This window comes from Paraglaciecola sp. G1-13 (assembly GCF_055809255.1).
Genome location: NZ_CM147903.1, coordinates 3,234,112 through 3,248,219, shown reverse-complemented (window position 1 = coordinate 3,248,219; position 14,108 = coordinate 3,234,112). Strand labels below are relative to the sequence as shown.

Below are 14,108 nucleotides of genomic sequence, written 5' to 3'. Positions count from 1 at the left end.
TCAGGCAACTCTATCTTTCTTTAGATCATCGAACTGACGATGTAAGTCGTATTTTTCATCGGTTACAATTTTTTCTAATGTTTCAATGCGCTCTTTTAAACTGGACACTTGCTTCGCTAATTCAGCATCTTGTTCGAGTGCGGCTTTATTTTTTTTCTTGGTTTTTGTTCCATTAGTTAGTTCAACAATGGCCCAACAAACTATAGCAACGATCGCAACGGCAGTGATGTTCATGTCTATTCCTCAAATCTATGTGTTAAAATAGTATCCATATTTATATGGTACTAAGCAATTCGCTGACCAAAATTAAAAAACTAGTTTTATCAGTTGGTTAGCGATTTATAGCGAGCATCATTAGTGTCTTGATTGGTTAATTTGACGAAATATTTAATCTATTTAACCAACTTCATGTCCCTGCATACAATAAATTTAAGAGTAAGATGAGTTTAGAACAAGATCAACTTTGGATGCGACACGCGCTAAGTCTTGCAAGTAAAGCAGCACAGGCAGGAGAAATCCCCGTAGGTGCCGTGTTGGTTAAAGATCAGCAAATCGTTGGGGAAGGTTGGAATCAGTCTATCACGCTCAACGACCCATCAGCTCATGCAGAGATGCTGGCGATACGGCAAGCTGGCATCAATGTTAAAAACTATCGATTAATAGATACCACCCTATATGTGACGCTAGAACCATGCACTATGTGTGCGGGTTTATTAGTGCACAGTCGCATTAAGCGTTTAGTGTTTGGTGCTTATGATGCTAAGACGGGTGCCGCGGGTAGTATTATGGATGTGCTTAACGATACGCGTTTAAACCATCAAGTAGAGGTAGTAGGTGGTGTTTTAGGTGAGGAGTGCGGTGAAACAATATCGGCTTTTTTTCGTCAGCGCCGTGCGCAAATTAAAGCCAACAAACAAAAAAAGGCTTAGTTGGCTATCGCAGTTGCCCATTCTTCAGTCAATTCTGTCATTTGGTACTGCTGTCGGCGGCTGATGACTTTGCTGTGTACACGCTTTAATAATTGACGACGTCGGCTGGTATTTGCAACGCGACTGCGATTGTTGATAGTGGCTCTTTTTTTCATTCTTTTTTCCTTTCGTCTTTTCTTTTATCTTCTCTTCATTTAAACCAAGATTGACAGTGTTCTTGCGTTTCAACATGCAATATTTCTGTCACTAATGCTGTTTAACATTCTTTATAAGGTAGTAAGGTTAAACGTTTATGTTTCAGTGAATTTACGTTTCACACTGTGATTCTACTGTCAAAGTACCCAATTGGATCTTTCCTAACTAATGATAGACACGGGAAAGAGTATTAATGTTCACTAAAACATAATCTAACAGTTGATTGTGAATGAAAAATGACAGGTAAAAATAGGGGATGTAAGGTTGTAAAATAAAGTGTACTTAGATAGAGCAGAGCCTCGAGTTTTAGTCGATAAAAGCGTCTCCAGTACTAAACGTGGCAAGCGAGAAGGTAAACATTATAGGTCATTTTCTGTGTTGCCGGAGCCTTCAGCATTAATAGCGCCCTCAGCGCTGTTAATATCTTCAGTATCATCAACGTCCTCAGCGCCTTCTGTATCAGCGTTTTCATTTTTTGCTTCGTCAGTTGTTTCTATGATTTTTGCTTCAGTCTGTCCTACCTCGCTACGCTCACTCGACCCTCTTTCTGACGTTGAGTCATCGTCTAGCAGGGCTTCTATTGCCGTTTCATCGACTGTATCGCCGTCTAGTTCTGTGTCATCAAGCTCTTTCTCATCAAGAACTGTCTCATCAAGCTCCGTAGGTAGAAGCTCCGGTTGCTGCTCATTGAGCCAAACGAGGGTGTCATAGTAGCGACGAATATTATCCACATAAATAACGGCTTCGTTACCTCTAGCGTATCCATAGCGCGTAGTCTTGTAATAGCGCTTTTGCCTTAATTGGGGAAGGCGCTTTTTCACATCAACCCACATATCCGGGTTGCCCCCTTGGCGTTCGGTTAACACGCGAGCATCTTCTAAGTGCCCCAAGCCGACATTATAGGCGGCCAGCGCAAACCATAATCTATCAGGGTGTGGAATGCGGTCCGGAATGCGGGTAAGTAAGGTTGATAAATATTCTGAGCCACCGCGAATACTTTGTTCTGGATCGAGGCGTGACGTTACTCCCAAATCTTTCGCTGTATTCAAGGTGAGCATCATCAAGCCCCTAACACCTGTGACTGATTTTGCTTTGGGGTTCCAGTGGCTCTCTTGGTAGCTCAAAGCGGCTAACAAACGCCAGTCTAAATCATCGGCATATCGCTCAAATAAGGGCTGATATTTCGGTAGTTTCTTCGAGGCTGAGCGAATGAAATCACGGGTGTCTACGTAGTTGAATTGGCGAACATGGCCGAAATGTTTGTCTTCTAACGCGGCGAGGGTACCGTTTTGATGAATTTTCCCAAAATATTCAATCAAAGCTGCACGCAACGCATCGTCACTTTTTTGGCTGGTGGCCCAAGCAATCCCTTGTGATTGGCTCAAAGAAAACCCAATACTTAGCTCAGGGTACCGACGACGCATCAAAGCCAAAATGTTAGAATCGACCACTGTGTAGTCCAGCTCGTCCGCCAATACTGCTTCAAGTAGTTCCTCTGAATCTTTATCGTTGGTTTCTTGCCAGCTTAAATCTGGGTATTGCCCTTTAAAATTGCGCAAGGTTTCACTGTGGCCACTACCAGCAACGACCATGAAATCACCGGTTAGATCGTCTAATTCGCGAGGGCGCACGTCCCCTTGCTTGAAAACTAATTTCTGGCTGACATTCTGATAAGCAGGGCCAAAACGATATTGAGCGTAACGTTCTGGGCTAACGTTAATGCCTGCTGCAATCACATCTAAATGGGCATTATCGAGTTGAGGGAAAAGCTCATTGACTGTGTAATAAGGAAATATTTCTAGTTTTACCCCGAGGTACTCAGCGAAACCGGCTGCTAACTCATATTCAAACCCTTCAGGGCCATTAGGGCCATTGTAATAGGTCGTTAAGCCGTAAATCGTACCCACGCGTAACACGCCCGTGTCGAGCACGTGTTGTAAGCTATCTTGCTTTTTGGGTTCATCGCACGCGCTGAGTATCAGTGAAACAGCAAGCAGGAAACCATAACGAAAAGGTTGATAAAAAAAATGATGAAAAGAACAACGAAAAGAAATACGACACCCCTTAAAAAAACATCGATTGATATTGTGACCAAAAGTGATGAATTCATCCAGATATTTATCATTTAATAAAAGTCTTTATTCAAGGGGTTAATCGCTTATCAATTACACGAAAATCAGTATATAATCCTGCGCTTAAAATTTTCCCGAAAATCGGTTTGCCATCACGAAAGTGGGTGAGCCCTGCAACTTGGTGATTACCTTTATGCTTGTCCTTCGCGGCGCTCCAGCCCTTTCTGAATTTCGTACTAAAAAACTCATGCAGTCAATTGAGGCCCTCAACTTACCTGTTCACGCTTTGTTTGCTGAATTTGTGCATTTTGCTCAAGTCAGTGCGCCGCTAGAAGCGAACGACCAGCAGGTATTGGATAAACTTCTGACCTACGGCCCCAAAATTCAAGAGAAACAGCATAAAGGGCTGCTGTTATTGGTCATACCGCGAGCAGGAACGATTTCCCCTTGGTCATCAAAAGCCACCGATATCGCGCACAATTGTGGTCTTAATAACGTTGAGCGTTTAGAACGAGGCTGCGCATTTTACGTAGATGTTGACCCACTAAATGACACTCAACTTATTCAGCTAAAGAATGTTCTGCATGATCGCATGACTCAAAGCGTGGTCAGCGATTTACAAGACGCGAGTATCTTGTTTAAGCACGAAGCACCGAAGCCGTTAACGTCTATCGATGTGTTAGGCGGCGGGCGTGAAGAGTTAGTCAGTGCCAATGTGCGATTGGGTTTGGCTTTAGCCGAAGATGAAGTGGATTATTTGGTTAGCAGTTTCGAAAAGTTGGGACGTAACCCTAACGACATCGAACTCTACATGTTTGCTCAGGCAAACTCAGAACATTGCCGCCATAAAATTTTTAACGCTGATTGGACGATCGATGGGCAGACGCAGCCTAAATCATTGTTCAAAATGATTAAGAATACCTACGAAAAGTGTCCAGACTATGTGCATTCTGCTTACGCGGATAATGCCGCAGTAATGGAAGGCAGTTTCGCAGGGCGTTTCTTCCCGCAAGCAGACAACAACCAGTATCGCTATCACCATGAAGACATCGATATTCTAATGAAAGTCGAGACCCATAACCACCCAACTGCTATTGCCCCTTTCAGTGGTGCGGCAACAGGCTCTGGTGGTGAAATTCGAGATGAAGGTGCTACAGGTCGCGGCTCTAAACCAAAAGCAGGTTTAGTCGGGTTTTCTGTATCTAACTTGCGTATTCCAGGGTTTGAGCAACCTTGGGAGAACGATTATGGCAAGCCAGAGCGCATCGTGACGGCCTTCGATATTATGCAAAATGGCCCACTGGGCGGTGCAGCTTTCAACAACGAGTTTGGTCGCCCGAATATTCTTGGCTATTTCCGTACCTACGAGCAAAAAGTGACCAGCTTCAATGGGGAAGAAGTGCGCGGTTATCACAAACCCATCATGTTGGCGGGTGGGTTAGGCAATATTCGTAAGCAACATACTCAAAAAGGTGAAATCACCGTTGGGGCCAAGCTTATCGCTCTGGGTGGCCCGGCCATGAACATTGGTCTAGGCGGCGGGGCAGCATCGTCAATGGCATCGGGTGAGTCTAATGAAGATTTAGACTTTGCCTCGGTACAACGTGACAACCCTGAAATGGAGCGACGTTGTCAGGAAGTAATCGACAAATGTTGGCAACTAGGCGAAAACAATCCAATTCAGTTTATTCACGATGTGGGCGCTGGTGGTTTGTCCAATGCTTTCCCTGAATTGGTTAACGACGGTGGGCGTGGTGCAGTCTTTTCTTTGCGAAACGTACCAAACGATGAACCCGGTATGACCCCGCTAGAGGTATGGTGTAACGAGTCGCAAGAACGTTATGTGATGTCAGTGGCCCCTGAAAATTTAGCCACCTTTACCGATATTTGTGCCCGCGAACGTGCGCCGTTTGCTGTGGTCGGTGAGGCGACACAAGCCCGCCACTTGACCTTGGATGACAGCCATTTCAATAACAAACCGATTGATATGCCCCTTGATGTCTTGCTTGGTAAAGCGCCTAAAATGCATCGTGATGTACAATCAAAAGCGCTGACGGGCAACGCATTTGATGTTAGCAATATCGATTTAGATGAAGCCGCACTGCGCCTGTTACATTTGCCCGCGGTGGCAGAGAAAACCTTTTTGATCACCATAGGCGATCGTTCGGTAACGGGCTTGGTCAATCGTGACCAAATGGTTGGTCCTTGGCAGATCCCTGTGGCCGATGTCGCCGTCACTGCTGCTGCTTTTGATACATATCAAGGTGAGGCGATGTCTTTAGGCGAACGCACACCGGCTGCATTATTAAACTATGGTGCATCTGCGCGATTAGCGGTGGGCGAAGCCTTGACTAACATTGCCGCTGCCGATATTGGCGACCTAAAACGGATTAAATTATCAGCTAACTGGATGGCCGCAGCAGGCCACCCAGGTGAAGATGCCGGCCTTTACGAAGCGGTCAAAGCGGTTGGTGAAGAGTTATGCCCAGCCCTAGGATTGACTATTCCAGTGGGTAAAGACTCTATGTCTATGAAAACCCAGTGGCAAGATGCGCAAGGTGATAAGGCGGTTACTTCGCCTATGTCATTGGTGATCACCGCTTTTGGTGCGGTGAAAGATGTGCGTAGAACCTTGACCCCAGAATTGACAACAAAAGGTGATACGTGCCTGATGTTAATCGATTTGGGGGCAGGTCAAAATCGTTTGGGGGCATCCTGTTTAGCGCAGGTTTATCAACAGTTGGGCGATAAAACACCAGATGTCGATTCCCCTGAGTTGCTCAAAGGTTTCTTTTTAGCGATTCAACAGTTGGTGAATGAAAAAGCATTACATGCTTATCATGACCGTTCTGATGGTGGTTTGTTTACGACCTTAGTGGAAATGGCGTTTGCCGGTAATACTGGCTTAGATATTAAGCTAGACGCATTAACCGGTGACAATGCTAGCGCCTTGTTTAACGAAGAATTAGGTGCGGTTATTCAGTTTGATGCAGATAAACTGAATCAAGTCGACGCAATATTAGCTGCCAATGGCCTATCGGGCGTGAGTCATGTGATTGGAACGTTATCCGATGATGACCAAATCCGTTTTTCTCGCGAAGGTGAGCCTGTGCTACAAAATAGTCGCGGGGTGTATCGCAACGCATGGGCGCAAACTACGCATCATATGCAGCGTTTGCGTGACAACCCAGAATGCGCAGAGCAAGAACTGGCGAGCAAGAACGACCTAAATAACCCTGGTTTGCATGCTGCACTTTCTTTCGATGTCACTGAAGATGTTGCGGCGCCGTATATCGCAAAAGGTATCGCCCCTAAAATGGCGATATTGCGTGAACAGGGCGTGAACTCACATGTTGAAATGGCTGCTGCATTTGACCGCGCAGGCTTTGCTTCAGTGGATGTGCACATGAGTGACATACTCGCCGGTAGGGTGTCGCTTAGTGAATTCCAAGGTTTAGTGGCCTGTGGTGGGTTTTCTTATGGTGATGTACTAGGTGCTGGTGAAGGTTGGGCTAAGTCAATTTTGTTCAACGCCATGGCGCGTGATGAATTCTCAGCGTTCTTCGAGCGTAACGAAACCTTTAGCCTTGGTGTGTGTAACGGCTGTCAGATGTTATCAAATCTTAAGTCGCTAATCCCTGGGGCTGAACATTGGCCCCATTTCGTGACTAACCAATCCGAGCGTTTTGAAGCCCGTGTTGCCATGCTCGAGGTGAAAGACTCCCCGTCGATATTCTTCAAAGGCATGCAAGGTTCAAAAATGCCAATTGCGGTATCCCATGGCGAAGGGCGTGCTGAATTTGCTCAAGCTTCTGGCTTAGAAACTGCGCTAGATAGCAATACTATTGCCCTGCAATATGTTGATAACTACGGCAAGGTTACTGAGCAATATCCAGCGAACCCGAATGGCTCTCCTGCGGGAATTTCAGGTTTAACTTCAAAGGATGGGCGCGCAACCATCATGATGCCGCATCCTGAACGTGTGTTTAGAACGGTGGCAAACTCTTGGCATCCGGACGATTGGCAAGAAGATAGCCCGTGGATGCGAATGTTTAGAAACGCCCGTGTTTATTTGGGATAAGCCAAGGGAAGGCGTCCTTAGGTAAATATTACACCCGATAAAGAGAGCCCCAGATTTGGGGCTTTTTTGATTTTCTTTTATGGTATTAGAGGTTTACGACTTTTGTTTAGTTTCTATGTCGCAAAAAACAATCAATGTTTAAAAAATAAACAAAACGTTTTCGAAAGAGAAATTTTTTTTATTCTTTCAATTTACTGATTTTACTTAATAAAAACTTGTAACCTAAGTCAAAGCTGATTATTATTCGTTCGTTTCTTGACAGAACTTTGCAATTCTGCTTGTAAAAAGGATGTTAAGATATTAGGGCAGGATGCAAGTACCCCATAAAATAATAAGAGACTGATATGAATCGTTCATCTAAAGGTTTTGGTTTGGCAGGTGTGTTAGCAACTGTCGTATTTCTCATTGTAGCCGCTATATTTAGCGCTTCAGCAAAATCACAACCTGTGTCGACGAATGCAATACCGCATGATGTAAGCGCCCCAATATTAGCGGTAAAACAAGCGGAAAAATAAACGGACTGACAGTTTTCAGTTTTGCCGTGCTTGATCAACTGTGTTGAGCGTTACGAAGCAACCAGATAACGTACCTCTTTCATGCATGCATCTTACGCTTGAATATATTCATTCACAGCGGCTATTTTTTACGATGTAATTCCCTGTTGAGGTCTTTTTGCTGTTCGCTTTTCTTCAGCAATGCATAGACAGAGGCGCTTCCCCCATGGTGAATTTGTGCGCTGTGAAAGGCAATCACTTGGGGCAATTGCAACAACCAATGGTTAACGGCACTCTTTAAGTAACCTGCTATGGGTTTGCTTTTTTCACCACGGCCATGCTTGATGAGCATGCACCGCACGCCTTTAGCGTGGTTTGCCGTGATGGCATCGAACAACAACTGGCGAGACTTTTCGAAACTGCCAGTGTGCAGGTTCAACACATCATCAATCGGGTATTTACCCAATCGTAAATTTTTATACACTCCCTCTTGCACACCATCCTGCTTAAAGCTGAGCATGTCATCTGGCGCTACTATCTGGGTAATTTCAGAGGATAAAAAATTGTTCGCGCGATTGAGTTGCTGCTCTAATGCCTTGCGCCTCAATTGTTGGGCAAGGGTTTTCTCAGTTTGGGTTGTGCTGACTCTATCATCTGGGCCTAATGGTATGACGCCACTCATCGCCGATAAAAAATCATCTTCTAAGCATTCTTCGTCAAATGACATACTGCTCTCCATTCGATTATGCGTTGGGCACTTCGCGCACTTGCACGTACTAATATAAGGGTTAACAAAGAAATTTCAATTTACAAAATATTGACTGTTCAGCTGTGGGTTAACGGTTCTGTTTGGTGTCGGTATATGCCACAATTTATGGTGGACTCACCATCAGGAACAACAATGAAGTCAGCCATTTTAGCGACAACCATATCTGCCATTTTTGCATTAGGCGGATGTGCCGGACAAGGCAACACTAACCAAACCAGTCATCCTGCATCGTCGGATACTTTGACCAACGCCGCAGTGAATATTGAATCAGGTAAAGACTACCATTCATTTTCAAACCCAGAGCAAATCAGTGTGACCCACTTAGCATTAGACTTGGATGTTAACTTTGATAAAAAAGTTATCACAGGCGATGTGGAGTTAACGGTAAAACGTATGCAAGAAGGCAACAACACGCTGGTCTTAGATACGCGAGATTTAACCATTAAAGGGGTAACAGCAAACGGCATGCCGGTGCCTTACTTTTTGGGGAAAGAAGATTCTTTTTTAGGCGCTCCTCTGTCTATCACCGTGCCTGAAGGCGTCGATAAAGTCACAGTTTCATATCAAACCTCACCACAAGCATCAGGTGTACAATGGTTAACACCTGCGCAAACAGCAGGTAAGCAGCATCCGTTCTTGTTTACTCAGTCTCAAGCGATTCATGCGCGTAGCTTTATGCCATTACAAGACTCACCTCAGGTGCGTGTTACTTACAGCGCAACTGTGCATACACCAAAAGAGCTACTAGCTGTGATGAGCGCTTCGAATGACCCTGATACGGTTCGTGACGGTGTATACGAGTTTGATATGCCCCAGCCAATCCCAGCCTATTTGATTGCGTTGGCAGTGGGGGATTTAAAATTTAAACCTATGGGTAAGCGCACCGGTGTATATGCGGAGCCGGCGTTACTTGATGCAGCAGCTGACGAATTTGCTGACACGGAATCCATGCTTGAGGTGACCGAAAAGACGTACGGGCCTTACCGCTGGGATCGTTACGACTTATTAATATTGCCGCCTTCTTTCCCGTTTGGCGGCATGGAAAATCCCCGCTTGTCGTTCATAACGCCAACGGTGATTGCAGGTGATAAAAGCCTAGTGTCATTGATTGCGCATGAATTAGCACATTCATGGTCTGGCAACACAGTCACAAATGCGACGTGGCGTGACCTATGGTTGAACGAAGGATTCACTACGTATTTAACTTACCGCATCATGCAAATGGTGTATGGCGATGATAGATACAACATGGAAGCAGTATTAGGTCGCCAAGACTTACAAGCCGATATTGATAGCTTACCTGCAGATGATCAAATACTTGCTATCGATCTTCGAGGACGAGATCCCGATGCGGTGTTTAGCAATATTCCTTATGAAAAAGGCGCGTTGTTTTTAAGGGAGTTAGAGCAAAAAGTCGGACGCGATAATTTTGATCAATTTTTACTAAATTATTTCGAACATTTCGCGTTTCAAAGTATCACCACAGACCAGTTTATGGCCTATTTGAACGATACGTTGTTGAAAGACTATGCTGATAAATTGTCACCGGAACGTATTCATCAATGGATATTCGAACCGGGGATCCCGCAAGGCGCACCTGTGCCACATTCAAATGCGTTTAAAATTGTCGATGATGCCCGCAATCAGTGGCTCAGTGGCGAGTTAAAAGCCAAAGATATTGACGCAAAGAATTGGGTTGTTCATCAGTGGCTGTATTTTCTGAACAACATGCCTGACACGCTTAGCCAAAATAAATTAGCTGAATTGGATGCGGCATTTGATTTAACCCAAAGTAAGAACAATGAGATTGCCCATAGCTGGTTGTTAATGGCCGTGGAAAATTGGTATGAACCAGCACTGCCTCGGGTGCATAGTTATTTAGTGAGTATTGGCCGTAACAAGCTGGTGAAACCGATTTATAAGGCACTGTCGCAAACGCCTAAAGGTAAAGTGTTGGCGAAAAAAGCCTTCGCAGAAGCTAAACCTGGTTATCATCCGTTAACGGTAAAAGCCAATGAAGGTTTTGTTGAATAGTTATTTCGTTGAGTAGATAAGATAACGATCCAATTAAAAAAGGAGACCTAGGTCTCCTTTTTTAATATAAGTAAACATGAATCCATGTCAGGCGTTATTTCAGAGCAATTGTTAAGTGTTAGGGAGTTGCAGCAGCAGGTTGATTACTGGCCTTCAATTGCTGCTCAGCGTTTTTGCGCCATTTTTCTAGCTCAGCGATACGACCAGTTAAACCATTACTGGCTAATACAGTGGACATTAATTTTTCACGCAAACTGGTTACTTGCTGTTCAGTATCTATGCCGGTTTGCTCTACTTGGTTTAACAGCTGTGCTAAGCGATTAGCCGTATTGTTAGTGCTGTCTAACTGTTCTTGCAATAAGCCTACCGTTGTGGCGTTCACGTCAGTTTCACCTTTTACGGCACTGATACTCTGTTCAAGGGCTGATTTTTGAGATTTCATACTCGCTTCGAGATCTTTAATTTCAGACTGGTTTCTGCGCCAAGCGGAAGCCCAAAGCTTATCCATTTGTTCCCACAAATCTTGCGTTTTTTTGCTCAGCTCACCCACTTTAACTTGCAGAGCGACCGCTGATTGGTCCATCTCTTCACCAGTGGCGGAAAGCCGGTTTTCCAAATCGCCGATGCGCTTTTGCGCTTCGATGATCACTAGCTTTTGTTGCTCAATGGTGTAGGCCGTATAACCAATTCCCGCACCCAAAATAATAATAATAAAAGTTAACGCTAACCAAGAAGGGCCAGAGCCTTTCGCTTTTGGCGCTTTACTGGGAGTACCCGTGGGAGATGATTTTTCCTTTTTCGATGGAGCAGGGCCACGATTACGACGATAAGATTCCACATCGTCTTTATCCAAAACCATGGAGGGCATTTCATCTTTACTATTATCGTTCGACATAAACTCGTATACATCCTCTAGCGAATTACAACTGGCTCGATTATAACGTTGATTCAAGATAAATTACCAAGTCAGTATTGATTATGAGCTTGATTTAACGAAAATTTAGGCTCGATGACATGGTTAGCAACAAATTCTTGAGGCAAAGAACGATGCAGTTGATGCATTTGCACGCTCAAAAGGAAAGGGTGTGGCTATTTGAAGTGTTGGTAAGAACGTTGACGACAGAAAAATACTGGTCGTAAAGAATAAAACACCGCCTTAGATTTGATTGACTTCAAATGTAAGGCGATGTGCGATATAGCTTATGTTGATTAAATACGTTACTGCAAATTCCGATTAAAAGCTGTAAGTAACGCCTACAGAAGCCGTACGCGATTTGTTAGGGCGAGCACCATAAGGTTGACGGCTGACAATGTCTTCTTGGTCGGTTAGATTTTCAATACGAGCGAAAACACGTAAGTCGTTACTTACGTTGTACGAGCCAGATAGGTCAAGAATGAATGAACTGTCTGTCACCTCGAAACCGTCACACGAAGCACGAGTACAAACACCGTCTACGTACACGGCATTTAGGTAAGTCGTCCATTTATCGCCTTCTAACCCTATGGTTATTTGCCCTTGGTTTTCTGGAATATAAGGAATACTGTCGCCCGCATTAACGTCACCAAAAAAGTCAGTGCCTGAAATGTCCGTATCAAATTCACTGTCGATGTAGCTGTAGGTTATATTGAATGGAATGCGCACGCCGTTGAATTGGCCTAATTCAGTTTTCAGTAAGAATTCAATGCCTTGTACGGTGGCAGCATCCCCATTGAACGCGTCACCTATTTCACAATTACTGCCAGAAGATGCAGTACACACACCTACGATGTTGTCGTAGTCACTTAAAAAGTAGACTAGCTCTGCGTTCAAAGCGTTATTGTTGTAACGAAAGCCTAATTCGTAGTTAACCGCTTCTTCTTCTTTCGCACCTGGGGAGTTACTTGGTGCAGTGAATCCTTTATGAGCACCAGCAATCAAGTTTAGGTTGCCATCGACTTTGTACAGCACGCCTAAGCCAGGTAATAAGACAGTGGTGTCATTTTCTCTGTCGTCACGAAATACTCGTTCAGCGCCATTCGTGTAACGAGTGCGGCTTTGGCTGATATCTTCGAAGCGTAGACCTGGCGTGAAAACCCAATCACCGAGCTCAATCCGATCGTAAACGTGCAGCGCTAATGCATCTGCATCCTGTACTCGATTGCCCGCGTTGCCAAGCTCACCTAAATCACTTAATAACAATTGGCCGTCTACTTGCTGATACGTACTGTTACGCTGTAGGCGGTCCTCTTCATCTTCGTGTAGGCGCACACCCATCTCAATATGGTGCTTGGCTTCACCAAATTGCTTATTCCAGTTCAAACCAAACTGGATACCACGTGAAAAATACTCTCGGCTGTTAGAGCGCAATTGAATACTCCCGACTTCGGTGTCTATGCTGCCATCTAAAATACCTTGGAGCATAGCGACACTGGTATCACCAATTGATTCATTGTTATTGATAGCGTTGACGACATCTGACCAACTGGTACGCGAGAAGTCTTGGGCGTTTTCGCTACCGTCTAAGTCAATGCCTTCGGTTTTAAACCAATCACGTTCGTGGGTATTGTTGTAGGCAACTGCCGTGAAGTGTAAGTCTTTATTGATTTCAAACGCATAATTCAACATCACTTGTGTATGTTCTGTGCTGATGTTGTCTAGGGCCGATAAGCCGTAGCGACGCTGTGCATTGTTGGCAAAATCAGCATCCGTCAAACCTAAGTAGCTTTGCTCTGAATCTTGTTCTGTGTACTGCAGTTTAAGCTCTACACTATGGCGTGAATCTCTTGGTGTATAGGCAAGTTTCATGGTGACATCGGTCACATCTAAACCTGTGTCGTTGCTGCTGCGGTCAATATCTTGAAAACCATCGGATTGCCATTGGTGCGCTTCAAGTAAATAACCGAAGCCACTGTCATTCTGACCGCCTATTGTGGCATGGGCACGATAGGTCGCATCTTGACCTGCCTCCAATGTGACTTGTCCGCTTTGAGTGCTAGGGATAGGTGTTGAAATCATATTGATTGCCCCGCCTATAGTATAGGGCCCTTGGGTAATCGCCGCAGGGCCTTTAACAACTTCAAAAGCGCTCATTCTCCCAGCGGTAGGGAAGTAATACGCTGAAGGGGCAGAGTAGGGTGCAGGAGCAATCAAAACGTTGTCTTCTAATAACGTAATACGGCCACTTCGCTCAGTCGCTACACCGCGGATACTGATGTTTGGGCGTAAGCCGTAACCGTCTTCTACTTGCAAAGACACACCCGGCGCTTGCCTAATAATGCGTTGAATATCTGTGTAGGCGAACTTCTCTAAGTCTTGCTCACCAATGTACTGAGCCGCACCTGTGGCTTCTTGGACCTTAAGTTGATTGCCGTAAATAGTAACGGTGTCAATTGCATTATTGTTCTGTGTTTCTTGTGCAACTGAGGTAAACATTGTGGTTGCGACAGCGGTAGCGAGTAGCGTTCTTTTCATTTTAGTTTAGGTATCCGTTACTTTTGTGTTGATTGTGTGTCAAGCATGTTAAAAGGCGCGAAGATAATATGTAAAGAGAAAGG

Annotated in this window: 10 protein-coding genes; 4 read left to right on the top strand and 6 right to left on the bottom strand. The window is 44.7% G+C overall.

From position 1 onward, the window contains the following. Positions 1–234, bottom strand: coding sequence for a hypothetical protein (locus AC0L6N_RS13810; RefSeq protein WP_473475268.1), 234 nt, complete (start codon positions 232–234; stop codon positions 1–3). A 206-nt stretch (positions 235–440) separates the two neighbouring features. Here AC0L6N_RS13810 and tadA point away from each other — a divergent pair, with 206 nt between their 5' ends. After that, positions 441–929, top strand: a complete 489-nt coding sequence (gene tadA / locus AC0L6N_RS13805) for a tRNA adenosine(34) deaminase TadA (protein ID WP_473475266.1) — start codon at positions 441–443, stop codon at positions 927–929. On the opposite strand, the gene AC0L6N_RS13800 is transcribed toward tadA, so the two are convergent. Together AC0L6N_RS13800 and mltF are read right to left on the bottom strand one after the other, a co-directional pair. Continuing rightward, positions 926–1,084 (bottom strand): hypothetical protein, encoded by a 159-nt coding sequence (locus AC0L6N_RS13800; protein ID WP_006993095.1) that lies wholly within the window; start codon positions 1,082–1,084, stop codon positions 926–928. The two genes, tadA and AC0L6N_RS13800, sit on opposite strands and share 4 nt — an antisense overlap. 399 nt (positions 1,085–1,483) lie before the next feature. Next, complete coding sequence (gene mltF, locus AC0L6N_RS13795) at positions 1,484–3,103, bottom strand: membrane-bound lytic murein transglycosylase MltF (RefSeq protein WP_473481336.1); 1,620 nt, start codon at positions 3,101–3,103, stop codon at positions 1,484–1,486. 286 nt (positions 3,104–3,389) lie between these two features. On the opposite strand from mltF, the gene purL reads away from it, so the two are divergent. Together purL and AC0L6N_RS13785 are read left to right on the top strand one after the other, a co-directional pair. Then, positions 3,390–7,277, top strand: a complete 3,888-nt coding sequence (gene purL, locus AC0L6N_RS13790) for a phosphoribosylformylglycinamidine synthase (RefSeq protein ID WP_473475265.1) — start codon at positions 3,390–3,392, stop codon at positions 7,275–7,277. Positions 7,278–7,621: 344 nt separating this feature from the next. Beyond that, entirely contained in the window at positions 7,622–7,792 is a 171-nt protein-coding gene (locus AC0L6N_RS13785) for a hypothetical protein (protein ID WP_473475263.1), read from the top strand. A gap of 121 nt (positions 7,793–7,913) precedes the next feature. Here the strand turns inward: AC0L6N_RS13785 and smrA are convergent, their stop codons facing one another. Beyond that, positions 7,914–8,498: a DNA endonuclease SmrA gene (gene smrA, locus AC0L6N_RS13780; RefSeq protein WP_473475261.1), complete on the bottom strand. Its 585-nt coding sequence runs from the start codon at positions 8,496–8,498 to the stop codon at positions 7,914–7,916. Between the two features lie 174 nt (positions 8,499–8,672). Here smrA and AC0L6N_RS13775 point away from each other — a divergent pair, with 174 nt between their 5' ends. Next, positions 8,673–10,574: a M1 family metallopeptidase gene (locus AC0L6N_RS13775; RefSeq protein ID WP_011575855.1), complete on the top strand. Its 1,902-nt coding sequence runs from the start codon at positions 8,673–8,675 to the stop codon at positions 10,572–10,574. 118 nt (positions 10,575–10,692) lie between these two features. Here the strand turns inward: AC0L6N_RS13775 and AC0L6N_RS13770 are convergent, their stop codons facing one another. Together AC0L6N_RS13770 and AC0L6N_RS13765 are read right to left on the bottom strand one after the other, a co-directional pair. Beyond that, positions 10,693–11,469 (bottom strand): hypothetical protein, encoded by a 777-nt coding sequence (locus tag AC0L6N_RS13770; protein WP_473475259.1) that lies wholly within the window; start codon positions 11,467–11,469, stop codon positions 10,693–10,695. A 339-nt stretch (positions 11,470–11,808) separates the two neighbouring features. Beyond that, positions 11,809–14,025 carry a TonB-dependent receptor family protein gene (locus tag AC0L6N_RS13765; protein ID WP_473475257.1) on the bottom strand — a complete coding sequence of 739 codons (2,217 nt, stop codon included), beginning with the start codon at positions 14,023–14,025 and terminating at the stop codon, positions 11,809–11,811. Between the last annotated feature and the right edge of the window lie 83 nt (positions 14,026–14,108).